Source organism: Tenacibaculum holothuriorum (genome assembly GCF_002120225.1).
Classification (GTDB): domain Bacteria; phylum Bacteroidota; class Bacteroidia; order Flavobacteriales; family Flavobacteriaceae; genus Polaribacter; species Polaribacter holothuriorum.
The window spans coordinates 295807-322389 of sequence record NZ_LAPZ01000001.1 but is presented as its reverse complement, the minus strand read 5'-3'; the positions used below and the strand labels follow the sequence as shown (position 1 = coordinate 322389).

Here is a 26583-nt window from a genome sequence, read left to right as displayed (position 1 = left end):
AAATGAATATAGGTTTTGATGCTAAAAGAGCTTTTCACAATACTACAGGTTTAGGAAATTATAGTAGAGATTTAATAAGAATTTTAAGTGATTTTTATCCAGATAATCAATATTTTTTATACAACCCTAAACCCAAAACTGTTAAAAGGTTAAGTTTAGAAAGTAATATGCAGGAAATATTACCAGATAAAATAATATGGAAGAAATTATCGTCATATTGGCGTCAAAAACCAATTGTTTCTCAATTAAAAAAAGACAATCTTACTATTTTTCATGGGTTGAGTGGCGAATTACCTATAAAGATTAATAAAGCAGAGATTAAAACTGTGGTAACAATTCACGATTTAATTTTTGTAAGATATCCTGAGTTATATAGTTTTTTCGATCGAAAAATACATTTTAAGAAATTTAAGCATGCAGCCAAAGTTGCTGATAAAGTAATTGCGATTAGCGAACAAACTAAAAGAGATATCATTGAATTTTTAGAAATAAAGCCTTCTAAGATTGAAGTAGTATATCAAGGATGTCATAATGAATTTAAAGTAGAAAAAACGGTAGAAGAGAAGCAAGTTGTACTTCAAAAATATAATTTACCAAAAGAGTTTGTACTGTATGTTGGTACCATAGAAAGAAGAAAAAATGCATTATCCTTAATAAAGGCAATGAAAAATGTTGATGTTCCATTAGTTTTGGTAGGAAGAAAAACGAAAGATTATCAGCAAGAGATTGATGCATATATAAATGAACATAAATTGCAATCGAAAGTTATTTTTTTAGAAAAACTAACGTTATTCGAACTATCTGTTCTATACCAACAAACAAAGTTATTCGTGTATCCAAGTATTTTTGAAGGTTTTGGTATTCCAATTATAGAAGCATTATTTTCTAAAACGCCTGTTATTACAAGTACAGGAAGTTGTTTTTCAGAAGCAGGAGGAAAGCATTCAATTTATGTAGAACCGTATAATGTTGAAGAGTTAAATCAACAAATTGTAAAAGTTTTATCAGATGCTGGTTTGCAAAATAGAATGCAAGAAAAAGGTCTTGAATATGCGCAACAGTTTACGGATGAAAATGTTGCAAAAAATGTGTTTAATGTTTATAAAAGTTTACAATAATGAATGTTTTACATATTTCTACTGCTAAAGACTGGAGAGGAGGAGAGCGACAAATTTATTACTTAGTAAAAGAGCTTAAAAAATATAGTATTAAACAATATTTAATCACACCTAATAATTCTGAGTTGGGTAATAGATTGTCTGATACTTTACCAGTAGTTTACATTAAAAAACCTTCTAGTTTTAGTTTAACTTGGATTAAAAAGATTTACAAAATATGTCTAGAAGAATCTATAGATATTATTCATATTCACGATTCTAAAGCTCAGACACAGGCATTTTTTGCTAAAAAACTTTATAAGTTAAATGTAAAAATAGTAGTAACAAGAAAAGTTATTTTTCCTGTTAAAGGGTATTTTTCAAAACTAAAGTATCAAACACCTATTATAAATAAAGTTGTTGCTATTTCATCGGCAGTGAAAGCAGAATTAAGCTCAGTTGTAGATCAAAATCAGATAGAAATTATTCCTGATTATATTGAAATAAAAGAAGAATATAAAAACCAATTTTTTCCTTTTTTAAAAGATGGTAAAATTAATATTGCTTATGTTGCTGCACTTACAAAAGAAAAAGATCATATTACTTTTATAAAAACGGCTAAAGAAATTCTTAAAACTAAAAATAATGTTCATTTTTATATTGTTGGTTCAGGTAAATTAGAAAAAGATATTTTCAATTTTATTAAAGAAAATAATTTAGAGGATAGTATTACAATAACTGGGTTTATTAATAATATAGATACTTTAATACCAAATTTTGATTTGTTATTGTTTACTTCAAAAAAAGAAGGTTTAGGTTCAACAATTTTAGATTTTTTTTCACATAAAATACCTGTAGTAGCAACAAACTCTCAAGGTGTTTTAGATTTGATAAAAGAAAATGAAACAGGACTACTTTGTAATGTAGAAGATTTTAATTGTTTAGCCGAAAAAACAATTAAAATTATAGATAATGAAGAGTTAAAAAGCTCTTTAACAAAGAATGCTTATAATTTATTACATGAAAATTTCACAGTACAAGTTTGTGCAAGGAAATATGAGAGTTTGTATAAAAAGTTATTGGTTTAACTTATTTTTCTCTCGTAATTTTAGGTATTTTAAAACACTGTATTCAGCCAAATATACACTCCACACATAACCTTCATATCCATTTAAAAAATTACCCCTAAAAAGATATTCTTTAATAAAAGTATATGGATACTTGAAAAGTAATTGAGGAAAATTTGTCTTTTTACCTTTCTTAGCATATTCTTCTGCCACCAAATTAGCATATCTATTTTTCTTATAGCTAATCTTTTCTATTGAGTTAGCAGTATAGTGCAAAAAATATCCTTTAAATTTCCCTACAATTCCATTGTACGATACAGTTTCATGTACTGTTTTATTGGTAAAATTAGCATAGCTTTTATTAAAAAGCCGTAAGATTGGAGTGTTTCGTAGTCTGCCAAATTTAAATATTCTACCTAAGTATACATGTTTTCTATTTAAATTATAAGCTTTAAAGGGAATCGTTTTTTTTGAAAATTCTTCCTGAATTTCATTAATTAATTCATTCGTTAAAACTTCATCTGCATCAATACTCAAAATCCAATTGTTAGAACATTTCGAGACCAAAAAGAGTTTCTGTTCTCCATAACCATTAAATTTTCTTTGATGTACTATACAACCATACTCTTTACAAATTTCAACTGTTTTATCACTACTAAAAGAATCTACAACAACAATTTCATCACACCAAGTTAATTGCTCTAAAGTACGTGCGATATTTACTTCTTCATTTAATGTAATTATAGCAGCACTTATTTTATGTAGTATTTTCGTTTTGATAATTGTATGTTTGCTATTATAATGTTAAATACAAACTTAATTTTTTTTTAGAAATTGTAATATCAATGATAAAAAATATTTCAAATATTAATTTACAATTAAAAGAAGGAAACACGATACTGTATCCAACAGATACTGTTTGGGGGCTTGGGTGTGATGCTACAAATAATAACGCTGTAAAAAAGATTTATTCAATAAAGGACAGAGAAGAATCTAAAAGTTTAATTATTTTGGTTTCTTCAATAGAAATGCTGAAAGAATATATAAATAATATTCCACAAAAAGCATTAGATATTTTAAAAGAATCTACAAAGCCCACAACCATTATTTATAATAATCCTATAGGATTGGCTCCAAATACCATAGCAAAAGATAATACGATAGCTATAAGAATTCCTGAAAATGAGTTTTGTATTCAATTAATAGAATCTTTTGGAAAACCAATTGTGTCTACTTCTGCAAATATTAGTGGAGAGCCTACACCAAAAACATTTTCAGAAATTAGTGAAGCCATTTTAAAGAGTGTAGATTATGTGGTAAATTTGCAGCAAGATAAAGTAAACGAAAAATCATCGACTATTTTAAAAATTGAAGGAGATGATATTATTGTGATTAGAGAATAATTGTATGCAACAATTTTACAAAGAAGCACTTTCTGCTGATATATTTCAATACATTTCAAAAGCTGCCAAAGAATTACAACTAGAAAGTTATGTAATAGGTGGTTTTGTACGTGATTTTATACTAAAAAGAGGAACTGCTAAAGATATAGATGTAGTAGCTGTAGGAAGCGGAATAGAATTAGCTCAAAAAGTTGCGTCGTTATTACCAAACAAACCAAAAGTTCAGGTTTTTAAAACCTACGGAACAGCAATGTTACGTTATAAAGAAGTTGAAATTGAGTTTGTTGGAGCAAGAAAAGAATCTTATACAGAAGACAGTAGAAATCCTCAAGTTGAAGAAGGTACTCTACAAGACGATCAAAATAGAAGAGATTTTACCATAAATGCATTAGCATTAAGTTTGAATGAAGATAATTTTGGTTTGTTATTAGATCCTTTTAATGGAATTCAAGATTTAGAAAACAAAATCATCAGAACTCCTTTAGAACCAGATGTAACCTATTCTGACGATCCTTTACGTATGATGCGTGCTATTCGTTTTGCTACTCAATTAAATTTTACAATTGAAGAGAATTCTTTGAATTCAATAAAAAAGAATGCAGCAAGAATAGATATTATTACAAGAGAACGAATAGTAGTAGAGTTGAATAAAATTTTAGCTTCTCCAAAACCTTCTATTGGCTTTTTATTATTACATAAAACTACTTTGCTAAAAAGAATACTTCCTGAATTAATTGCTTTAAAAGGAGTAGAAGAGGTAGAAGGACAAAAACACAAAGACAACTTTTATCATAGCCTAGAAGTAGTTGATAATATAGCTGTAAATACAGATGATGTTTGGTTGCGTTGGGCAGCTTTATTACATGATATTGGAAAGGCACCTACCAAAAAATTTCATAAAAAGCAAGGTTGGACATTTCACGCACATGAATTCGTAGGTTCTAAAATGGTTTACAAATTATTCAAACGTTTAAAAATGCCTTTGAATAATAAAATGAAATTTGTACAAAAAATGGTACTGTTAAGCTCTCGACCAATTGTTTTGGCTACTGAAGTTACGGATTCTGCTGTGAGAAGACTCATTTTTGATGCAGGAGATGATGTAGATAGTTTAATGACACTTTGTGAAGCAGATATAACAACAAAAAATCCTAAGAAATTTGCTCGTTACCATAAAAATTTTGAAATAGTTCGTCAAAAGATTAAAGAAGTAGAAGAACGAGATAGAGTTCGTAATTTTCAGCCCCCAATTACAGGTGAAGAAATTATGAAAACCTTTAATTTAAAACCATGTAGAGAAATCGGGCAAATTAAAGAAGCTATAAAAGAAGCCATTTTAGATGGCAAAATTCCTAATGAATATCAAGCTTCATACGATTTTATGATTGAGAAGGGAAAGAAATTAGGTTTACAACAACAATAAAAAGTGCTTTTAGTACTTTTTTTATTTTTAAAATCAAACTAAAGCATAATTAATAAATAATATTCTATGACTTTAATCAGCTTTTAAGGTAAACTTTGAAGGTAATTTTGCTTAAAATAAATACAATATTTAAATTCAAAATTATGAGAAAAGTTATATCAAGTTTGGTTTTAGCTCTATTATTTTTTAATAATATAAATGCACAAGAAACAACTAAAAATAACGATTTTAAAAAGTGGCAAGCAAGATTTAGATGGGTAACAGTTTTACCAAACGAATCTGCAACAATTGGTACAATAGGAGGTGATGTAGAAATAAGCAAGTCGTTTATTCCTGAATTAGATTTTACGTATTTTTTTACTGAAAATATTTCGACGGAATTAATTTTGGGTACAACAAAACACGATGTAAAAGCAGTTAAAACAACTTTAGGAAATGTAGATTTAGGTCATGTTTGGTTGTTACCTCCAACATTAACAGTTCAGTATCATTTTAATTTAGAAAATTTTAGACCATATGTTGGTGCTGGTGCAAATTATACGATTTTTTATAACGCAGATCCTGGAGCTGTTGTAGATGTAGATTATAAAAACTCGTTTGGATATGCTTTTCAAGTAGGATTCGATTATGATTTAGACGATACATGGTTTTTAAATTTAGACGCTAAATACATTGGTTTAAACACAGACGTAACAGTAAATGCTGGTGCAGCAACTGTTCCTGCCGATGTCGATATTAATCCATTATTAATAGGATTCGGTCTAGGTATGAGATTTTAATTATTCATTGAAGAGTCATTATAAAATAATAATAGCCAATACTTTTTAAGTATTGGCTATTATTTATTAACTATAAACTAACCTATTAACTCTCCACAAGATTCGATTGATTTCTAAACACCAATTGATCATCAAAAGCATCTAATAAAATAATACTATCTGTGGTTACTTTTCCTGATAATATCTCTTTAGATAATTGATTTAAAACTTCTTTTTGAATTACTCTCTTCACAGGACGTGCACCAAATTCTGGCTGATATCCTTTCTTCGCTAAATAATCAATAGCTTCATCAGTTGCATCTAATGTGATATTTTGTTCAGCAATCATCTTTTTAACACTATTCAACTGTAATTTTACAATTTGCTTAATGTTGTCTTCAGATAATGGAGTAAACATAATAATATCATCAATTCTATTTAAAAACTCTGGACGTACTGTTTGTTTCAACAATCCAAGAACTTCAGTTTTGGCAAGATCCATAGTAGTATGAATATCACCCTTCATATTTTCAAATTTCTCTTGAATGATATGACTTCCCATGTTTGAGGTCATGATAATAATTGTGTTCTTAAAATCTGCTACACGACCTTTATTATCGGTCAATCTACCTTCATCTAATACTTGTAATAAAATATTAAACGTATCTGGGTGTGCTTTTTCAATTTCGTCTAATAACACAACAGAATACGGTTTTCTACGAACAGCTTCTGTTAATTGACCACCTTCATCATAACCTACATATCCTGGAGGTGCTCCAACTAAACGGCTTACTGAATGACGCTCTTGATATTCACTCATATCAATACGAGTCATAGCATTTTCATCGTCGAATAAATAATCTGCCAATGCTTTTGCAAGCTCAGTTTTACCAACCCCTGTAGTTCCTAAGAATAAGAAAGAACCGATTGGTTTATTCGGATTTTGTAACCCAGCTCTTGAACGACGTACAGCATCAGAAACCGCTTCAATAGCTTCTTCTTGTCCAACTACACGTTTGTGCAATTCATCTTCTAGTCTCAATAATTTTTCACGTTCAGATTGTAACATTTTAGTTACTGGAACTCCTGTCCATTTAGCAACTACTTCAGCAATATCATCATAAGTTACTTCTTCTTTTATTAAAGCATTTTCACTTTGATTGGCTAAAATTTCTTGCTGTTTTTCAAGTGCTTCTTGCGCTTCTTTAATCTTACCATAACGTATTTCAGCTACTTTACCGTAATCACCTTGACGTTCTGCTTTTTCAGCTTCTAGTTTGTAGTTTTCAATATCTGTTTTTAATTGTTGAACAGTATCAACCACACTTTTTTCTGATTGCCATTTGGCATTAATCTCGTTACGCTCTTCTTTTAAATTGGCTAAATCAGCATTTAACGATTTTAATTTAGCCTCATCATTTTCACGTTTAATTGCTTCAATTTCAATTTCTAGCTGCATTATTTTACGATCTAAAACGTCTAATTCTTCAGGTTTAGAATTGATTTCCATACGTAATTTGGAAGCAGCTTCGTCCATTAAATCAATAGCTTTATCTGGTAAAAAACGATTGGTAATATAACGTTGACTTAATTCTACAGCTCCAATAATAGCTTCATCTTTAATACGAACTTTATGGTGTGTTTCGTATTTATCTTTAATTCCTCTAAGAATAGAAATAGCACTTTCAGTATCTGGTTCATCCACCATTACTTTTTGAAAACGACGTTCTAAAGCTTTATCCTTTTCAAAATATTTTTGATATTCATCTAGAGTAGTGGCTCCAATAGCACGTAACTCTCCACGAGCTAAGGCAGGTTTTAAAATATTAGCTGCATCCATAGCACCTTGTCCGCCACCAGCACCTACTAAGGTGTGGATTTCATCAATAAAAAGTACAATGTCTCCATCAGAAGTTGTTACTTCTTTTACAACCGATTTTAAACGTTCTTCAAATTCTCCCTTATATTTAGCACCTGCAATTAAGGCTCCCATATCTAAAGAAAATATTTGTTTTTCTTTTAAGTTTTCAGGAACATCGCCACGGATAATTCTATGTGCTAATCCTTCGGCAATAGCAGTTTTACCTGTACCAGGTTCACCAACCAAAATCGGATTGTTTTTTGTTCTACGCGATAATATTTGTAATAAACGACGAATCTCTTCATCTCTACCTATTACTGGGTCTAACTTTCCGTCTTGTGCTAATTGATTTAAATTCTTCGCATATTTATTTAAAGAATTGTAGGTGTCTTCAGCAGATTGTGAAGTAACACGATCTCCTTTACGTAATTCTTCAATAGCAGCCATTACTAATTTTTCAGTGGCTCCTTGATCACGTAATGCTTGCCCAATACCTCTTTTAGATTTTACAATAGCTAATATTAAATGTTCGATAGAAACGTATTCATCGTTCATTTTTTTAGCAATAATAGATGCTTCATTTAAGGTTTTTCCCGCCTCTCTAGAAAGCATTAATTCGGCACCAGAAACTTTAGCAAAACTTTCTAATTGTTTGTCTAAAATTTGCTGTACAACATTACTATTAATGTTGAGTTTTTTTAATATAAATGGTAACACATTTTCATCAACCAAAGAAATGGCTTTAAAAATGTGCTCATTTTCTATTTGATTATGCCCATAGCTTTGCGCTAACTGTTGCGCTTGTTGTATGGTTTCTTGTGATTTTATTGTATAATTGTTAAAATTCATGCTTTGGGGATTTCAAATTCAATACCAATCAAAATAATGAACAAAAAAACAGTCAAAATGTCTTTTTTTTTAAATTTTCACTGTCTTTTTGACTGAATGAAAGGTTTTTGAATGATTATCGACTTAGAAAGAAACGTAAATTAGTAAAATGGGAATATTAAATTCAATATTTGGAAGTTCAAAAAAAACAAAAGAAGAGAAACAGTTATTTATAAATTGGAGACCTTTAAAATCGTTAGAACAACTCAAAGAAATTAAAGCCGCTTCGAAAAAAGAACCTATCTTAATTTTTAAACATTCTACCCGTTGTGGAATAAGTAGTATGGTTATCAGAAAATTTGAAGAATCATTTACTAAAGAAATGAAAGATTTAAAAGTGTACTATTTAGATTTATTGAGTTATCGAGAGATTTCTAATGAAGTAGGCTATGAGTTTCAAGTATTACATCAATCTCCTCAATTACTGGTAATTAAAAACGGAGAAGCAGTTGCTCACGCTTCTCATTATGGTATTTTAGAAATACCGTTGATTTCTTTTGTAAAATAAATTGCATTTTTTCTTCTATTTTCTAAGGAATGGTGGTACTTTTGTATGCTTCAAAATCCAAATAAATTGAGCGAAAATATATCCGTTAAAAAAGTAGGTAAAGATTTATATAATTACCAAAAAGACGCTTTACACAGAATTTTCAAGGCTTTTGAAAATGCCCCCGAAAATTATCACTTATTGTATCAGCTTCCAACAGGAGGAGGTAAGACCGTAATATTTTCTGAAATTACTCGTCAGTATTTAAAACACTATCAGAAGAAGGTTTTAATTATGACGCACCGTATTGAGCTTTGTAAGCAAACAGCTCGAATGCTTGGTGAGTTTGAAGTAGAAAACAAAATTATTGATAGTAAAGCTAGTTTAGACGACCAAGCAGATTACGATTGTTTTGTTGCTATGGTTGAAACATTAAACAATCGCTTAAATGACGATATGCTTGATATTTCTGATGTTGGTTTAGTTATTATTGATGAAGCTCACTATAATTCATTTACGAAGCTATTTAAATACTTTAATAAGTCGTTCATTTTAGGTGTAACAGCAACTCCTTTAAGTTCAAATATTAAATTACCAATGAATCAGAATTATGATGAATTATTGGTGGGAGAGTCTATTGCTTCATTAATAGAAAATGAATATTTAGCTCGTTCTGAAGTATATTCATACAATGTTGGATTAACTTCTTTAGAAGTAGGAGCAAATGGAGATTATACAGTTAAATCTTCAGAAGATTTATATACAAATTCAGATATGTTAAGTAAGCTTTTAAGAGCTTACGAAGAGCGTGCAAAGAATACTAAAACATTAATATTTAACAATGGTATTAATACTTCTTTACACGTATATGATACTTTTAGAAGAGCAGGATATCCAATTGCACACTTAGATAATACAAACTCTAAAAAAGAGCGTGATGCAATTTTAAAGTGGTTTAAAGAAACTCCTAATGCAATTTTAACGTCGGTAAGTATCTTAACTACTGGGTTTGATGAACCAACTGTAGGCTCTATTATTTTAAATAGAGCTACCAAGTCGTTGACCTTATACTATCAAATGATTGGTAGAGGATCTCGTATCTTACCAAACAAGCCTACATTTAATGTAATTGATTTAGGGAATAACTTCCATCGTTTTGGTCCTTGGGGGGCAGATTTAGATTGGCAAAAAATGTTTAGAGCACCTAATTTCTATTTAGATAATTTATTGTCTGATGAAGAAATTGAAAATACATTTAGATATGAATTACCTGCAGATGTTAAAAAAGAATTCGCCAATTCTGAAGATTTATATTTTGATGTAAAGAAAGTGTATACACAAACAATTCAATCTGGACAATCTTCAAAAAAAGTATTAGAAAAATCAATTGAACATCATGCAAAAATGTGTATTGAAAACAGTGAAGATGTTTTTGATGCATTGATCTTAGCAAAGAAGCTTGGAAGTGATATTGATGATAGAATTCACAGATATTCTAAATGTATATGTAAGAGCACACATAATTTTATAGATTGGTTACGTGACGATTACAGAAAAAAGTTAAACGCATATTTACGTAATAACTTCGACGAAGTGTATGAACAAATTCATGGACATCCACCACCAGAAGAAGAATAGCATAAAATAAACCCATTTCGAAAGGAATGGGTTTTTCTATGTAACAAACATTCCTAATCTTCGTCTTTTTTAAATAACTAATAAATAGAAAATGACTACTAATTCAATTAATAAAAAAGAAGCTTGGAGCACTATTGGAATATTTCTTTTATTTTTAACATTGTTTAGTACAATTGCATATTATGCAATTTTAAAATTAAACCCAACCAGTATGTATGTTGGAGTTTTAATGATATCTCCGTCATTAGCTACTTTTGCTACGTTACTTGTAAAAGGGAAAAAGCTATCAGTTTTACCTTGGAAATTAAAAAGTTTAAAATATTTAAAGCTTTCTTATTTAACACCAATACTTTATGTAACATTAGCTTATTTTTTTATATGGATATTTGGTTTTGGAGATTTTTTTAGTCTAGAAAGAGTTACTCGCTGGAGTGAAGAGTTAGGACTTGAGGAAGCAAACCAGAGTTTGGTTATTGGATTAATGATTTTTTTATTACTAACTGTTGGTGTTGTTAAAAACCTTGGTTCAACATTAGGGGAAGAAATAGGGTGGAGAGGTTTTTTAATTTTTGAATTAAGAAAAGTAATGTCGTTTAGAATGCTTTCTTTGGTTAGTGGAGTTATTTGGGCTGTATGGCATTATCCAATCATTAACCTAATTTATGGTAGAGGGGAACATTTGTATTTACATATAGCTGCATTTACAATAATGATTATTGGGATTTCAGTTATTCTAGCTTATTATACTTTTAAATCAGAGAGTTTATGGCCAGCAGCTATATATCATTCAGTTCACAATATTTTTATTCAAAAAATAGCAACTCCATTAACTATTACAAATGATAATTCTACTTTTTGGATTGACGAATATGGTTTTATGATTCCGATTATTACCACATTTTTTGCAATTTATTTTTTAAGGAAAGCTAAAATTGAAGGTTTATAAAAGATAACTATAATTCTTCTAGTTTTTGATTTACTAAAACACGATACGTCGAACTGATTGGAATTTGAGAATTATTTATAAATAAATGAGATTTAGTTGCTTTTGTGACACGTTCTAAATTAGAAATGTAGGATTTGTGGGTTCTTTGAAAATTTTTCGATAACACTTTAGTAATATTAATAAGTGTTTCCTGAATTAAATACATTCTCTCGTCAGTAAAAATCTTTAAGTAGTTGCCAAAACTTTGGATGTATAATATAGATTCTAATGGAATATTAACAGGCAATCCATCGTGCTTTATTTGAAGTTCTTTATTACTACTAGATTCTTTAGGTACTATTTTTGAAGCAGAAACTCGATTAATCGCTTTTAGAAAACGTTCAATTTTAATTGGCTTTAAAAGATAATCTACAACACCGTAATTATAACTTTCTAAAGCATATTCAGAATAAGCAGTGGTTAAAATCACTTTTGGCGGATTTATCATAGAACGCAAAACTTCCATACCATTAAGTTCTGGCATTTCAATATCTAAGAATATAAGATCCAGTTCCTGTTGCTGAATAAAATTGATAAATTCCAACGGGTTACCAGTGCTAATCACTAACTCAAAATTGTCAATTTTTGAGCAGTAGTCTTCTAAAATTTTACGTGCCAGTAACTCATCATCTATGATACCTACTTTAATCATTCTTTTTCGTCTTATTTATTATTAATAAGGTTTATTGATAAATTTACTTTGTATTCCTCTTCTAAGTTAGTAATATTTAATACATACTCATTTGGATATAGTAAATTTAAACGTCTTTTTACATTTTCGAGTCCTAAACCTTCTCGTTTTGACTCTTGTAACACTCTAGGTTTTGAATTTATTGCCGTAAAATGAAGACTATCGCTATTTATAGTTACTGTAATGTCAATAGTACTCTGCTGATTTGTACTTTGTGCTCCATGTTTAATGGCATTTTCAACAAAAGGAATCAATAACATCGGTGCTATTTTCAGTCCTCTTAATTCACCTTTTATCAAGAATTCTATATGGCAACGATTACTTAAACGCCTTTCTTCTAAAAGTAAATAGTTTTCTATAAACTCAAGTTCTTCTTTTAACAAAACAATATCTTTTTTAGAGCTTTCTAATTGATAGCGCATCAGTTCTGATAGCTGCATAACTAGTTCAGGTGTTTCTGGAGAAGCTTGTCTAGAGAGTGCATAAATACTGTTTAATGAATTAAATAAAAAATGAGGGTTTACTTGCTCTTTTAAATACTTAAGTTCAGTTTCTTTTTGAAGTTTTTCTTTCTCTGAATTTTCTCTTTTAATGAGTAGATTTCTTCTTAAAAAGAAAGCAGCCATTCCTGTTCCGGTTGTATATAGAAAAAAAAATGAAACTTTGGAGACTGAAGACCAAGGTTTTCCATATGTCTTAAAATACGCCCCTAAAATAATACTACCAATGAGTAATATAACAAACAATACGTAACGTTTTTTATCTAAAAAAAAGGGAATAAGAACAAAATGATTTATCCAAATGAGCCCCATGATATAAGTTGCGTATTTAAGGTTCCACAAATAAAAAGAATAACTTGTATCAAAATTATCCCTAGTAACCCAACCACTCATTACTTCAAGTAGAACCACTAATATAAAAGCTCCAATATTAATGAGTAACGTATTCTTTAAAGACTTTTTGGTCATAGGAAATTTGTCTATTTAATGGATAAAGGTAATACCAAAAAGAACATAAATCCACTATTTCTTGATAAAACAGGAATATCAATGATGAAATGAGTTGGTCATTTAATTATATGGTTCATCCTGTTTAAAATTTTTGCTTTAGTTCTACCTATATCTTTACGAAAGATTTAATTATAATATTAACAATTATGAAAACTATTTTAGGTAAGCTACTACTTATGCTTCTCATTGTAAACAATAGCTTTGCACAAAAATATAGTGCGAAAGAAGTTGAAACTAGTATAAATGGGTTGTATCCTTTAGAATTACCAAAAATTCGTGTAGTCCCTATAAAAGATTCAAAAACAGCAAGAAACTATAAACTTTATATAAAGTTACCAGCAGACTATTCGAAAAACAAGAATAAAACGTATCCTGTGCTTTATTATACAGACGCTATGTGGCATCTTGAAATGCTATCTGGAGTCACAGAATACATGCTGGAAGACATAATTCTTGTTGGAATTTCTTGGCAATTAGACATCAATGAAGATCTAAAAAAAGAAAGAGGAGACCATGTAAGTAGGTTCCGTGATTATTCTATGAGTGAACACAGCAATTCAGAAGTTCAAAATAAGTATCAATTTGGGCAAGCAGATAAACATTTAGATTTTATTCGCAATGATGTCATTAAATATGTTGATAATACCTATCGTACAAACCCAAACAGTCGCACTTATTTTGGGTATTCATTAGGAGGTGAATTTGGTGCTTATATACTAATGACTCAACCTGAGACCTTTAATAATTATATTATTGGTAGCCCAACGATTAAAAAAGAGATGAAGCATTTATCTGAGCTTAATACCAAGTTTGGATCTTACAAAGCTTCAAATAAAAACTCAAGTCTGAAGGCCAATGTTTTTATCACCTATGGTTCTTTAGAGGACAAGACTGTTAGTGAACCGATTAACACATTTGTTAAATTATTAAACGGTAGATTAGATGATGGCTTATCTGTTATTAAAGAAGTGATTGATGGCACTCATCAAACTGCATTTCCAATGACAGCAGTTAAAAGTGTGGATTGGTTGTCAACCTTAATGACACATGTCTCAAAGGATAACTATGAAGTATCATTCTGGAATACTCCACATCTAAATAGCCCATTTATTACTACTACACCCGAAAACAGAAAAGATGGAATATCAGTTGATACATTAGTTGTTAAAACCAATGATCGAAACAGAATCCTTAATCTTTCTCAAGAAATTTTTGAAGGCAAGTATGGACACTATGATGCATTGCTTATTTCGCATAAAGACAAATTAGTATTTGAGTCTTATTATAAAAAAGGACGTATCAATTTGCCTCATATGCAAGCTTCTGCAACTAAAGGTTATACGAGTCTTATAGTTGGTCGCGCTATTCAATTAGGGTATTTAACCATGGAAGATTTAGATAAGCCTATAGTACATTTTTTAAAAGATTTGGATTCTTCAAAGCTTGTTGACGGAGTAGAAAAAATTACACTTCGTAAGGCGTTAACAATGAGTTCTGGTTTACGATTTAGTAATGAGCAAATTGCAGATTTTAGAAAGAATCCTAAAAAATATAAGGGAATAAAACAAGTTCAGGCTTTTCTATCACTGAGCAATCCAATAACAACAACTTCTCAAAATTATAAATATCAAGGACCTGATCCAATTATAGTAATGCAAGTTCTAGATGCTGTTGTACCAGGTTCAGCTAAAGATTTTATAAAAAATGAATTTCTAGATAAATTAGGAATCAACAATTATAAATGGAGAGATGATCTTAGTGGTTTACCAATAGCTGATTCTAGATCAAGTTTCACTTCTCGAGATATGACGAAGATAGGGACCTTAGTCTTAGGCAAGGGACAATGGAATGGTAAACAACTTATCTCTTCAGAATATTTATCAAAAGCGACTAGTGCAATTACTAAGCCTACTGAAGATTGGCAACCTAAAACATTCTCTTATGGTTATCTATGGTACCAAACAACTTTGAAGATAAAAAATAAAAGTTATGATATTAAAATTACTTGGGGAGGTGGTGGACAACGCATTATTGTAGTTAAAGAACTTGATTTAATCATTACGATTACAGGTCATGACAGTGAAGATGATAAAATTATGAAACCTATTTTTGAAATTGTAATACCTGCTTTTGATTAAATTTGTAAAACCTTTTTGAAAATAAAATTAGCCTAAAAATCGTATAAAGAACATATAGTTAAGCAACTGGACAAAAACATTATTTAACATGAAAAAACAAATTTTATTATTCCTTTTAGTAGTAACATTAAGCGCTTGTAATAACTCAAAGAGTACTGGTGCTACTCCACAACCAACTCTTACTGACTATCAAGTTGGTGAAAAATGGGTTTGGAAATATAAAGGTGTAACTGACAAAGGAGAAGTAAGATCAAATGGTACAGATACTAGAAAAATAGTAGAGACCAAAGGTGTTTTAGGTATGACAATAGGAAAGGATACTATTCCAGTTTCTGAAATTGTAAAGCCAGACAATAGTAAGACGCCTAAATATAATTGGCCTTTGAAAGTGGGCAAAAAATGGAAATATGAAAACAGTTGGACCAGTCAAGATGGAACAACAGGGAAGCAGAGTCAAAATGCTGAGATACTCTCATATAAAGAAGAAACTGTAGCGGCAGGTACGTTCATGGCCTATACTATTAAGTACACTGGTAAAACTTCAAATTCTAGAGGCTATAATGCAGATGAAGAGGAAATTTGGCTTTATGCACCAGAGGTGAAAAACTTTATTAAGCTTACTCAGATTCAAGGGGATTTTAATTACGTGGAGGAATTAATTGAATATTCAAAACCGAATAAATAATTAGAATTATAAAATACATGAAAACAAAATATACTTTAACATTACTTAGCCTCTTAATTTTAGCTTCTTGTAAATTAGAAAAAAAAGAATCTAAAGATATAAACAAAGAAGCTTTTAAGGATGTTTATTTAGGACAGAAACCTCCTGGTTTAGTTCCGGAATTATTTGCTCCAGATATTATTAAAAATGAATTTAGAGAAGCCGCAGCAGCGTTTTCACCTGATGCTAAAGAATTTTATTTTAGAAGAAGAGGAGGGAAGTATAAAAAGAATACATTATTTGTTATTAAAAATATAGATAATAAATGGGTAGAATCAGAAGTGTCTCCTTATGCAGGCGAACCTTTTGTTACACCAGATGCTAAGACACTATTCTTAGGAAGAAAATATAGAGAAAAAACCAATACTGGATGGGGAGAAGTAAAAGACACAAAGTTTTTATTAGACGGTAAAGACAGAGGGATTATGAGACTGACAGCCTCTGCTAGTGGAACCTATGTTTTTGATGATTATAAAAGTGATGACGTCATTAGTATTTCTACAATCAAGAATGGTAAACGTGAAGAGCCAAAGCTACTTGGTGAGCATATAAATACCGGGAAATGGACGGCTCATCCATTTATTGCTCCAGACGAATCTTATTTAATTTGGGATAGTGAAAGAGAGGAAGGTTATGGTGATAATGATTTGTATATCAGTTTTAAACAAGAAGATGGTTCTTGGGGAAATGCCATTAACTTAGGTGATAAGATAAATACTGAACATGCTGAATCTTATGGAAGTATTTCTTCTGATGGCAAATATTTTTTCTTTCACAGGGGTTATGGTGGCAATAGAGCAGATATTTATTGGGTAGATGCTAAAGAGATTTTGGATTTGAAAAAGAAAGAATAATCGTCTAATTACAATTCAATATTAAGAAACAAAAAACTCGCTATTAATTAGCGAGTTTTTAGGATTTATAATAAACTGTTATAATTACTCTTTAGCAGGTAAAACCTTACCAACACATTCACCAAAACCAATACGTACACTATCGTTTTGAGAATATCCTCTCATAATCACAGTATCGTTATCGTTGATAAATTTACGTTCAGAACCATCATTCATTTTTAATGGTTTTTGACCTCGCCAAGTTAATTCTAACATAGAACCAAAACTATCTTGCGTTGGCCCAGAAATTGTACCAGACCCCATCATATCGCCAGCATTTACAGGACATCCATTTACAGTATGATGTGCTAATTGCTGCGCCATTGTCCAATACATATATTTAAAGTTAGAATTACAAACTACAGTTTCTTCTTTACCTTCTGGTTGAATTGCCATTTGTAAATTAATGTCGAAACTATCTTTTCCTTCTCTCTTTAAATATGGAAGTGGCTCAAAATCTTGCTTAGGATTATCAACTCTAAAAGGTTCTAAAGCATCTAAAGTTACAATCCATGGTGAAATTGTTGAAGCAAAATTCTTTCCTAAGAAAGGACCTAACGGAACATATTCCCAAGCTTGAATATCACGTGCAGACCAATCGTTGAATAATACTAATCCGAAGATATACTCATCTGCATCTTCAATAGGAATTCTATCACCTAAATCATTAGCAACTGTAGTAATAAAAGCCATTTCTAATTCAAAATCTAATAATTTTGAAGGTCCAAAATTAGGTCTAGTTTCTCCTTCGTTAGGGCGCTGTTGTCCTATTGGACGACGAATTGGCGTACCAGAAGGAACAATAGAAGAACTTCTACCATGATAACCAATAGGAATTTGTAACCAGTTTGGTAATAATGCATTTTTTGGGTCTCTAAATAAAGATCCTACGTTTGTAGCATGTTCTTTACTAGCATAAAAATCGGTATAATCTCCCACAGAAACAGGTAATTGCATTTCTACCTCGTCCATTCTAAAAATTATCTTGTCTTTATGCTCAACATTATCACGTAAACTACCGTTAGTAACATCAAAAATTTCTGCAATTCTATTACGTACTAAACGCCAAGTTTTTCTTCCATCAGCAATAAAATCGTTTAAAGTATCTTGTAAGAAAATATCGTCTGTTAAAGGAATTCCATCAAAGTAACCTAATTGATGTAAAGCTCCTAAATCTATAGCAAAATCACCAATTCTGGTACCAATTGTAATAATATCATCCTTAGTTAAAAAGACTCCAAAAGGAATGTTTTGAATAGGAAAATCTGAGTTTTCTTCAACTTTTAACCAAGATTTTCTATTAGGGTTATTTGCTGTTATTTCCATTGAATTTGTTGTGTTTAAATTTTAACTCAAACCTACATAATTTTTTGCAGTTTTAATTCAATTATTTTAAAAAAGAACAATTTTTAATAGTTAATATAAGTATAGTTTTTGTTACTATTTAATCTAAATACTTCTTAGGTACTTGAAATGATTTTGTTACTTTTGAAAATCTTATTTTAAATAAACAACAATGCAACACGATAGTCAAATTTTTGAATTGATAAGAGCCGAGAAAGAAAGGCAAGTAAACGGTTTAGAGCTTATTGCTTCAGAAAATTTTGTAAGCGAACAAGTAATGAAAGCTCAAGGCTCTGTTTTAACTAATAAATATGCTGAAGGATATCCAAATAAGCGTTATTATGGAGGTTGTGAAGTAGTAGATATAGTTGAACAAATTGCTATTGATAGAGCTAAAGAATTATTTGGAGCTGAGTATGTAAATGTACAACCTCATTCAGGGTCACAAGCAAATACGGCAGTTTTTGCTGCTTGTTTACAACCAGGAGATACTATTTTAGGATTTGATTTATCTCATGGAGGACATTTAACACACGGTTCTCCTGTTAATTTTTCTGGTAAATTGTACAACCCAGTATTTTATGGAGTAGACAAAGAAACTGGTTTAATTGATTATAAGCATTTAGAAGAGCAAGCTCAAAAACATAAACCTAAGTTAATTATTGCAGGTGCATCGGCATATTCTAGAGATATGGACTTTGAACGTTTTAGAGAAATTGCTGATAGTGTTGGTGCTATTTTAATGGCAGATATTTCACACCCTGCAGGTTTAATTGCTAAAGGAATTTTATCTGATCCGTTACCACATTGCCATATTGTAACTACAACAACTCATAAAACCTTACGTGGTCCAAGAGGAGGAATGATTATGATTGGTAAAGACTTTGAAAATCCATTCGGATTAAAGTTAAAATCTGGAAAATTAAAGAAGATGTCTACGCTAATTAATTCAGCAGTTTTCCCAGGAAATCAAGGTGGACCTTTAGAACATGTTATTGCTGCCAAAGCAGTTGCTTTTGGAGAAGCTCTTTCTGATGAATTTTTAGATTATATTATTCAAGTAAGAGAAAATGCCAAAGCTATGGCAAAAGCTTTTGTAGATAAAGGATATAATATTATTTCTGGAGGAACAGACAATCATATGATGCTTATTGATTTACGTAATAAAGATATCAATGGAAAAGAAGCTGAAGAAGCTCTTGGAAAAGCTGATATTACGGTAAATAAAAACATGGTTCCGTTTGATACGCAATCGCCATTTGTTACTTCTGGTATTAGAGTGGGTACTGCTGCTGTAACTTCAAGAGGTTTAAAAGAAGATGATATGGAAGTAATTGTAGACTTAATTGATGAAGCAATTACCAATGCGACTAATGATGAAGCTTTAGAACAAATAGGAGAGAAGGTATACGAATTAATGCACCACAGACAATTATTTGTTATCTAAACAATTTTATAAATTATAACTACAAAAAAGTAACTGAATTATTTTGGTTACTTTTTTTATTATCTTTCGATTAAAAAACTACTGAATGGACGCTTATTTAATTTCTACTGTTTTAATTTCACTGGCAGCAATTTTTGGATATATAAATGTAAAATACTTAAAACTACCTAATACAATTGGGTTAATGATTATAACAATTGTATTTACATTTATTGTTATTCTACTGAGTTATTTTGATCCTACATTACTAAATTTTGAAAAAGAAATAATATCAAAGATTGATTTTAGAAAGGTTCTACTAGACGAAATGCTTAGTTTTCTACTTTTTGCAGGAGCTTTGCACACTAATTTTGAACAGTTAAAAGTTCAGCGTTGGCCAATATTGTTATTTTCAACATTAGGAGTACTTACATCTACTTTTTTAGTGGGAGGAGTTATGTATTTCGTTTTACAAGCTTTAGGTTTCCCTGTAAATTTTATTTATTGCTTACTTTTTGGAGCGTTAATATCTCCTACAGATCCTATTGCAGTTTTAGGGATTTTAAAGAAAGCTGGAGTTCCAAAGAAATTAGAAACCAAAATTGTAGGAGAATCGTTATTTAATGATGGAGTAGGAGTTGTAGTGTTTTTAACCATTTTTCAAATTGCTAAATCAGGAACAGAAAATGTAACAACATTCGATGTTATTAAATTATTTGGACAAGAAGTTATCGGCGGAATAGGTTTAGGACTTATTATAGGTTGGATTACCTATCGATTATTAAAATCTATTGATGATTTTGATATAGAGGTTATCATTACTTTAGCAGCTGTAATGGGAGGAACTGTACTTGCTCAAAAGCTTCATTTATCTGCGCCTTTAGCAATGGTTACTGCAGGTTTAATAGTTGGTAACGATACGATTAGAGAAACTGCAATGTCAGAAACTACAGAACGTTATGTAGATAAATTTTGGGAACTGATTGATATTCTCTTAAATGCAATTTTATTTGTTTTAATAGGAATGGAAATGCTAGTTTTAGTAATAGAAGGTAAGTATATTGTTGCTGGTTTATTAGCAATTCCAATAGTACTATTGTGCCGTTATATATCACTATTCTTACCTGTAAAACTTTTTGAAAAGAAACTAGATTTTGTACCCAATACAGGATTAATTATGACTTGGGGAGGGTTACGTGGAGGAATTTCAATAGCCCTTGCTTTAGGACTTTCTCAAGATATGTATCGTGATTTATTCCTTGTTATAACTTATATCGTAGTAATATTTTCAATAGTAGTACAAGGACTTACTGTAGGAAACTTAGTAAAAAAACTTAAAAAAGAAGATTCTTAATTCAATTAAGAATCTTCTTCTAAAGCACGACCTAGTAATTTATCATTAAAGTTTTTAGACGATTTAGCTCCAAGCTTTTTAATCACTTCAACTTTTCTAATTAAGTTACCTTGTCCTGTTAGTTTTTTCATTGTACTATCATAACTCCCTTGAACGGTTTTTAGTTGATTACCAACCTTTATTAAATCGTTTGTTAGGTTTACAAATTGATCATACAACCTACCTGCTTGTACAGCAATATCAATAGCATTTCGTTGCTGTTTTTCGTTATTCCACATAGTATCTATGGTACGTAGCGTAGCCAATAACGTAGTAGGAGTTACAATAACAATATTTCTTTCAAAAGCTTTGTTATATAAAGTATTATCTTGACTTAAAGCTACTGCAAATGCTGGTTCGATTGGAACAAAAAGTAAAACAAAATCTGGTGATTCTATCTTATAAATATCTTCGTATTTCTTTTCAGATAATTGATCAACATGTCTTTTTAAAGAGTTAATATGTTCTTTTACAAACTGCTCTTTTTCTAATTCATCATCCGAATTTACATATTGCTCATAAGCTGTTAATGATACTTTAGAATCGACAATCATCTTTTTATTATCTGGTAGATGTATCACCACATCGGGCATAATTCGTTTACCTTCATCATTTACAAATGATTGCTGAACAAAATATTCTCTGTCTTTTTCTAATCCCGATTTTTCTAAAACACGTTCTAATACCAATTCGCCCCAATTACCTTGAGTTTTACTATCACCTTTTAATGCTTTGGTAAGATTTATAGTTTCTTTACTCATTTGAGCATTTAACTCTTTTAACTGAAAAAGTTGCTGTTTTAATGCTGAATGCATAGAAATACTCTCTTTCTGAGTATCTTCTACTTTCTTTTCAAATGTTTGAATTTTCTCTTGAAGTGGAGTTAAGATATTTTTTAAATTTACTTTGTTTTGTTCTGTAAACTTATTCGATTTTTCATCTAAAATCTTATTCGCTAAATTTTCGAATTCCTTAGTAAATTTCTCCTGTAATTTAGTTACTTCTTCTTTATTTTCAGTTAATTTAAGCTGAAGATTCTTCAATTCTTCATTTCGTTTGGTTAACTCAATAGTAGTAAATTCTTTTTCACGTCTTAGCTCATTATTTTCTTTGTTTTTTTCGTTTAAACGCTCATTTAGTTCTTCTTTTTGAAGTTCAAATGATTTACTAAGCGTTATCTTTTGATCCTCAACATTATTAATAGTAGCTTGTAATTTGTCGCTCTCTTTTTCAAGGACTAATAACTGTTCTTTACTTTTTAAACGAGCTAATAAATTACCTATTATAATTCCTACAGCTATAGCTAAAACAGCTATAACTATTAACAAAATAAGATTGTTTTGCATTTTAAATAATGGTTGATTTCAGTGTTTTTTAGCAAATATATCTGATTTTTTTTGATGTTCTTACTGAAAACCGTATCATTGAAGCCATTAATTTTCCCTTTTAATACATGATATCAAAATTTATATACACTAAAATATTGGGTTGGAAGTTAGTAGGGGAGTTTCCTACTGATTTAAAAAAATATGTAGTCATTGGAGCTCCACATACTAGCTGGAAAGATTTTCCAATTGCGATTCTTGCAAGAAACTCTTGGGGAACAAAGATAAATTATATCGGAAAAAAGTCTTTATTTAAACCTCCTTTTGGTTTTATTTTCAAATGGTTAGGAGGAGCACCAGTAGATAGAAGTAAAAGCAACAATTTAGTTGATGCTATTATTAAAGTTTTTGATTCTAAAGATGAATTTAGATTAGCTCTTTCACCAGAAGGAACAAGGCAAAAGGTAGATAAATGGAAAACAGGATTTTACTATATAGCTAAAGGTGCTGGAGTACCAATTGTTATGTTTACACTAGATTTTGGTAGAAAACAAGTTGCAGTTTCTGAACCATTTTATCCAACTGATAATATGGAAAAAGATATAGAAACTATTAAATCTTTTTATAATGGAGTTGTTGGTGCTAATCCAAACTTACAATAAATAAAAAACCACACTAAGTAAAATTACTTAGTGTGGCAGATAAATTAGGGGATAAAATTAACCTAAAAGCTAGGTTAATGATTCCATTAATTTTTAAACACTTACAAATTACTGTTTTTTTTCTTAATAAGAAAGTTTATGGATAGAATATATGGGTTTTAAAACATTTATTTGTCAAGTGTGGAATGTAATTTGTTCATAAATGTAAAAAAAATCTATAAAAACTAATAGTTCAATAATTTCTATTAAAAAAACGTTCATGAAAAATGTTCATATTATTCAATGTTTTTGTGCTTATTTTTATATGTAAATACATAAAAACATTTCTTACTTTACCAAAAAACAAATGTTTTTTTAATAGAGTCCTAAAATAAATAATATAAGATGCTATTTGATGTGAATAACAATCAAACATCATTTTTCAAATAGGGTTGGTAGAGGTATAAATTCTTACTAACCTTTTAATTCAAATTAACCCTATATTCTTTGGGAGATTTCCCAGTTTGCTTTTTAAACATTTTACTAAAATGCTGTGGATATTCAAAGCCTAAATCATAGGCAATTTGACTAACAGTTTCTGAAGTTCCAATGAGTTTATCTTTTGCTTTTTCAATAATGAATAAGTTGATGTGCTCTTTGGCACTTTTTCCTGTTTCTTTTTTTAGAGTATCGCTTAAATAACGCTGAGAAACAGAAAGTTTATTGGCTATGTTTTCAATATTAGGAACTCCTGTTATCTTACTTTCAGAATAGAATAAACGCAACTGAGCTTTAAACTTATCTAATAAAATATTTGAAACTTCCTGTCTATTAATAAACTGACGGTTATAAAACCTATCTGAAAATGTTAGTAAGGTATCTAGCAGAGAGAGAATAATATCTTTACTAAATTGATCTTGGTTGTTATGGTATTCAGCCTCAATCGTATCAAAAACAGCTTGTACTAATTGCTCTTCTTTAGGAGAAAGGTGTAAAGCTTCATTGGTAGTATAAGAAAAGAATCCATAGTTTTTAATATTTTTAGATAATACTGTACTTCTTATAAAATCTTCATGAAATGTGATAAAAAAACCTTTTTGTTCTATTTCGGTGTATTTATCCCATTGTAATATTTGACGAGGAGAAACAAAAGCCATAGCTCCATTAGTAAAGTCATACTTAGTTCTTCCATAGTTGATATTTCCTTTTAATACTGTTTTTAAAGTAATGATATAACAATCAGTTGTGATTGGGGGAGAACTTTCTTTAAAGCTTTTCATTAGCTCAGGTGTAATAGGTAAGACACTTAACAATGGATGCTCTGACTTTGGAAAATTGAGATATTCTAAATAGGATGATAAACTCTTAAAATGTTGCATATTTAATACTGAAATTTTAGTCATTATGCTTTTTCATTTGTTCTACTAACTTTCTGGAAATAACTGTATCGTAAATGATCTTTAGATTGCTGATTTTATTTTGATTATCAAATTGAATGATATCTACGACATCAAACTTAACTATATTGTTGTTTTTTAACGTCCAATTATAAGTAAAATATAAGGCAATATTATTTGAATTATTATCTTCAAAAATTCCGTTTAGAGTTAGTTTTGAATTATTAGTGTCGTTATTTAACAGTTTATAGAACTCGTCTGCTTTTTGTACTCCATACAAAGGAGATTCAACAATACCATTTTTATTGAATAATGCTACTATATTTTCAATATTACCTTTTTCTAATTGAATAATATACTCTCGTGCTATTTCTTTTTTAGTCATTTATAAATTATAAAACTTCAAGTTACAAATAATATCTAACTCATATATTTATCAAACCATTCAATCATTTCCTCTGAGTTTTCACCGAAATAGTTGTATCCAATAAAACGTCTGGTATCGCCTTTTTCAATCCAAATGAGTTTTTTCTCTTCAATAGGGATTAAATCGTAGGTTGTTTGAACATCTTCTGGAATTGTCCATACATCGTCTTTGTTTTGGGCAATAAGCATTGGTGTTTTAAGGTGTTGTACATGTTTATGTGGTGTCATGTCTTCTAATTTAACACCTATATTGTTTTCAATTTCTTTTGCAAAGTCATCAAAAAAATCACTCAATCCCATTCCGTTAAGGGCAACTTTTGACATAATGTTGATAGATGCTGGTTGTGCACATACAAAGGCTTTTACATCATCAAAATAGTCTGGACGTTCAGTCATAGCATGCATTGCAGCGTTACCACCAGCACATGGATTGAACAATCCAATCGTCATATTTTTTAAGTGATCTTGCGACTTTACATAGTCGAAAGCAGCGATAACGTCTTTATACTCATCCCCAAATCCTTGTCCCCAGATTCGTGTTTTGGTTCCTTCACTTTCTCCGTGATTTCTTAAATCGTATGCTAATACATTATAGCCCGCATCGTGTAAGGCTTTGTGTATTTTTCCGAATTTTACTTCAATGTCTTGAAAATCACTCCAAGGTTTTTGATGTCCAGGAAATCCATATTTATTTAGTGTTGCGGGATGATTACAAATAATCAACTTGTTAGAACCTTCAGAAGGAATAAACCAAGCAGCCAACTCAATACCATCTTCGGTGTTGAATGTTACATTTTGAAAATCTAATCCATAATCTTTTGGTGTTTCTAAAATAGGAGCGCGGTTAGCAGGAACCGTTATATATCCTTGAGCGATGGCTTTTAATGTTGCTTTTTGTTCTTCGGTTATTGGTGCCATGATATTTAATTTTAAATTAATTACAATGCAAAGTTCTCGAATAAAGCAAGTTAAAATGTATACAATTTTACGTTCTTTGTATATCTTTTTACAAATTATATCTCTTGTATAAAAAAATCAAAGAAAATTAAACTATGAAACGCCTTTTTAAACAACTTTCAGAATCAGCCATAAGGCTAGGAGATATAGTATATGCTCAAGAACAGATTAACAAGGGTTGGATTGGAAATAAGCCTGCCTCAAATAAGGAAATTAAAAAGCTAGAAGAAAGCTTAGCTCTAGAACTTCCAGAAGATTACAAAGAATTAATAAGATTAACCAATGGGTTTACTGCACCGAATGCTATTGAACCTAATTTTTTATCCATAGAAAAGGTAGATTACTTAAGAAATATAGATCAAGAATTAATTAAAGCATATAGGATTGAAGGTCTTGAGCAGGTTGGAAAGTTATTAGAAGAAAGTATTCTGATTGGAGGTTTATACGAGGAGCAGCATTTTTTATTAATACCACCCAATAAAACAATAGCTAAATGGCGGTATTGGAAATTTGCAAATTGGATTCCAGGGGAAGAACCTTATGAAAATTTAAGACATTATTTTAAAACAATCATAAGGTTTAATCAAGATGAGTCCTAAAGAAAAAGTTTT

24 protein-coding genes are annotated in these 26583 nt (G+C 30.1%); 15 read left to right on the top strand and 9 right to left on the bottom strand.

From position 1 onward, the window contains the following. Positions 1 to 2: 2 nt before the first annotated feature. Positions 3 to 1118 carry a glycosyltransferase family 4 protein gene (locus tag WH52_RS01590; protein ID WP_086029164.1) on the top strand — a complete coding sequence of 372 codons (1116 nt, stop codon included), beginning with the start codon at positions 3 to 5 and terminating at the stop codon, positions 1116 to 1118. Further along, a complete protein-coding gene (locus WH52_RS01585; protein WP_086029163.1) occupies positions 1118 to 2185 on the top strand; it encodes a glycosyltransferase family 4 protein in 1068 nt (355 codons plus the stop codon). The genes WH52_RS01590 and WH52_RS01585 overlap by 1 nt, the downstream gene beginning before the upstream one ends. Here WH52_RS01585 and WH52_RS01580 read toward each other — a convergent pair. Then, positions 2174 to 2905 (bottom strand): glycosyltransferase family 2 protein, encoded by a 732-nt coding sequence (locus tag WH52_RS01580; protein WP_262509538.1) that lies wholly within the window; start codon positions 2903 to 2905, stop codon positions 2174 to 2176. The two genes, WH52_RS01585 and WH52_RS01580, sit on opposite strands and share 12 nt — an antisense overlap. A gap of 104 nt (positions 2906 to 3009) precedes the next feature. Between WH52_RS01580 and WH52_RS01575 the strand changes: the two genes are divergently transcribed. The 3 genes from WH52_RS01575 (at position 3010) to WH52_RS01565 (ending at position 5769) form a co-directional block, all read left to right on the top strand. Further along, on the top strand, positions 3010 to 3567 hold the full coding sequence (locus tag WH52_RS01575; protein WP_086029161.1) for an L-threonylcarbamoyladenylate synthase: 558 nt from the start codon (positions 3010 to 3012) through the stop codon (positions 3565 to 3567). Between the two features lie 4 nt (positions 3568 to 3571). Continuing rightward, entirely contained in the window at positions 3572 to 4990 is a 1419-nt protein-coding gene (locus WH52_RS01570; protein WP_086029160.1) for a CCA tRNA nucleotidyltransferase, read from the top strand. 143 nt (positions 4991 to 5133) lie between these two features. Beyond that, complete coding sequence (locus WH52_RS01565; RefSeq protein WP_086029159.1) at positions 5134 to 5769, top strand: OmpW/AlkL family protein; 636 nt, start codon at positions 5134 to 5136, stop codon at positions 5767 to 5769. 85 nt (positions 5770 to 5854) lie between these two features. On the opposite strand, the gene clpB is transcribed toward WH52_RS01565, so the two are convergent. After that, complete coding sequence (gene clpB, locus WH52_RS01560) at positions 5855 to 8458, bottom strand: ATP-dependent chaperone ClpB (RefSeq protein WP_086029158.1); 2604 nt, start codon at positions 8456 to 8458, stop codon at positions 5855 to 5857. A gap of 148 nt (positions 8459 to 8606) precedes the next feature. Here clpB and ytxJ point away from each other — a divergent pair, with 148 nt between their 5' ends. From ytxJ to WH52_RS01545, 3 genes are all read left to right on the top strand, one after another. Next, on the top strand, positions 8607 to 9005 hold the full coding sequence (gene ytxJ, locus WH52_RS01555) for a bacillithiol system redox-active protein YtxJ (protein ID WP_086029157.1): 399 nt from the start codon (positions 8607 to 8609) through the stop codon (positions 9003 to 9005). Between the two features lie 45 nt (positions 9006 to 9050). After that, positions 9051 to 10622 carry a DEAD/DEAH box helicase gene (locus WH52_RS01550; protein WP_198938349.1) on the top strand — a complete coding sequence of 524 codons (1572 nt, stop codon included), beginning with the start codon at positions 9051 to 9053 and terminating at the stop codon, positions 10620 to 10622. Between the two features lie 91 nt (positions 10623 to 10713). Beyond that, a complete protein-coding gene (locus WH52_RS01545; RefSeq protein ID WP_086029156.1) occupies positions 10714 to 11568 on the top strand; it encodes a CPBP family intramembrane glutamic endopeptidase in 855 nt (284 codons plus the stop codon). Positions 11569 to 11575: 7 nt separating this feature from the next. Here the strand turns inward: WH52_RS01545 and WH52_RS01540 are convergent, their stop codons facing one another. Both WH52_RS01540 and WH52_RS01535 read right to left on the bottom strand, forming a co-directional pair. After that, a complete protein-coding gene (locus WH52_RS01540) occupies positions 11576 to 12259 on the bottom strand; it encodes a LytR/AlgR family response regulator transcription factor (RefSeq protein WP_086029155.1) in 684 nt (227 codons plus the stop codon). 11 nt (positions 12260 to 12270) lie between these two features. Continuing rightward, positions 12271 to 13266: a sensor histidine kinase gene (locus WH52_RS01535; protein WP_086029154.1), complete on the bottom strand. Its 996-nt coding sequence runs from the start codon at positions 13264 to 13266 to the stop codon at positions 12271 to 12273. Positions 13267 to 13454: 188 nt separating this feature from the next. On the opposite strand from WH52_RS01535, the gene WH52_RS01530 reads away from it, so the two are divergent. The 3 genes from WH52_RS01530 to WH52_RS01520 all read left to right on the top strand — a co-directional run bounded on the left by WH52_RS01530 (position 13455) and on the right by WH52_RS01520 (position 17024). After that, positions 13455 to 15446, top strand: coding sequence for an alpha/beta hydrolase-fold protein (locus WH52_RS01530; RefSeq protein ID WP_086029153.1), 1992 nt, complete (start codon positions 13455 to 13457; stop codon positions 15444 to 15446). Between the two features lie 88 nt (positions 15447 to 15534). Continuing rightward, on the top strand, positions 15535 to 16131 hold the full coding sequence (locus WH52_RS01525) for a hypothetical protein (protein WP_086029152.1): 597 nt from the start codon (positions 15535 to 15537) through the stop codon (positions 16129 to 16131). 17 nt (positions 16132 to 16148) lie between these two features. Further along, positions 16149 to 17024 carry a TolB-like translocation protein gene (locus WH52_RS01520; RefSeq protein WP_086029151.1) on the top strand — a complete coding sequence of 292 codons (876 nt, stop codon included), beginning with the start codon at positions 16149 to 16151 and terminating at the stop codon, positions 17022 to 17024. 84 nt (positions 17025 to 17108) lie between these two features. Here WH52_RS01520 and fahA read toward each other — a convergent pair whose 3' ends face one another. After that, complete coding sequence (fahA, locus tag WH52_RS01515; RefSeq protein WP_086029150.1) at positions 17109 to 18389, bottom strand: fumarylacetoacetase; 1281 nt, start codon at positions 18387 to 18389, stop codon at positions 17109 to 17111. Positions 18390 to 18579: 190 nt separating this feature from the next. On the opposite strand from fahA, the gene glyA reads away from it, so the two are divergent. Both glyA and WH52_RS01505 read left to right on the top strand, forming a co-directional pair. Continuing rightward, positions 18580 to 19854 (top strand): serine hydroxymethyltransferase, encoded by a 1275-nt coding sequence (glyA, locus tag WH52_RS01510; RefSeq protein ID WP_086029149.1) that lies wholly within the window; start codon positions 18580 to 18582, stop codon positions 19852 to 19854. Between the two features lie 85 nt (positions 19855 to 19939). After that, complete coding sequence (locus WH52_RS01505; RefSeq protein WP_086029148.1) at positions 19940 to 21187, top strand: cation:proton antiporter; 1248 nt, start codon at positions 19940 to 19942, stop codon at positions 21185 to 21187. 5 nt (positions 21188 to 21192) lie between these two features. Here the strand turns inward: WH52_RS01505 and rmuC are convergent, their stop codons facing one another. Further along, entirely contained in the window at positions 21193 to 22572 is a 1380-nt protein-coding gene (gene rmuC, locus WH52_RS01500) for a DNA recombination protein RmuC (RefSeq protein WP_086029147.1), read from the bottom strand. 107 nt (positions 22573 to 22679) lie between these two features. Here rmuC and WH52_RS01495 point away from each other — a divergent pair, with 107 nt between their 5' ends. After that, entirely contained in the window at positions 22680 to 23213 is a 534-nt protein-coding gene (locus WH52_RS01495; RefSeq protein WP_086029146.1) for a lysophospholipid acyltransferase family protein, read from the top strand. A 461-nt stretch (positions 23214 to 23674) separates the two neighbouring features. Here the strand turns inward: WH52_RS01495 and WH52_RS01490 are convergent, their stop codons facing one another. Genes WH52_RS01490 through WH52_RS01480 form a run of 3 tightly spaced genes read right to left on the bottom strand, consistent with a single transcriptional unit; the run spans position 23675 to position 25933 of the window. Next, entirely contained in the window at positions 23675 to 24595 is a 921-nt protein-coding gene (locus WH52_RS01490; RefSeq protein ID WP_233131494.1) for a helix-turn-helix domain-containing protein, read from the bottom strand. Then, positions 24588 to 24974, bottom strand: coding sequence for a nuclear transport factor 2-like protein (locus tag WH52_RS01485; RefSeq protein WP_086029145.1), 387 nt, complete (start codon positions 24972 to 24974; stop codon positions 24588 to 24590). The genes WH52_RS01490 and WH52_RS01485 overlap by 8 nt, the downstream gene beginning before the upstream one ends. 35 nt (positions 24975 to 25009) lie before the next feature. Beyond that, entirely contained in the window at positions 25010 to 25933 is a 924-nt protein-coding gene (locus WH52_RS01480) for an alpha/beta hydrolase family protein (protein ID WP_086029144.1), read from the bottom strand. A 134-nt stretch (positions 25934 to 26067) separates the two neighbouring features. Between WH52_RS01480 and WH52_RS01475 the strand changes: the two genes are divergently transcribed. After that, a complete protein-coding gene (locus WH52_RS01475) occupies positions 26068 to 26571 on the top strand; it encodes an SMI1/KNR4 family protein (protein ID WP_143592012.1) in 504 nt (167 codons plus the stop codon). Positions 26572 to 26583: the final 12 nt, after the last annotated feature.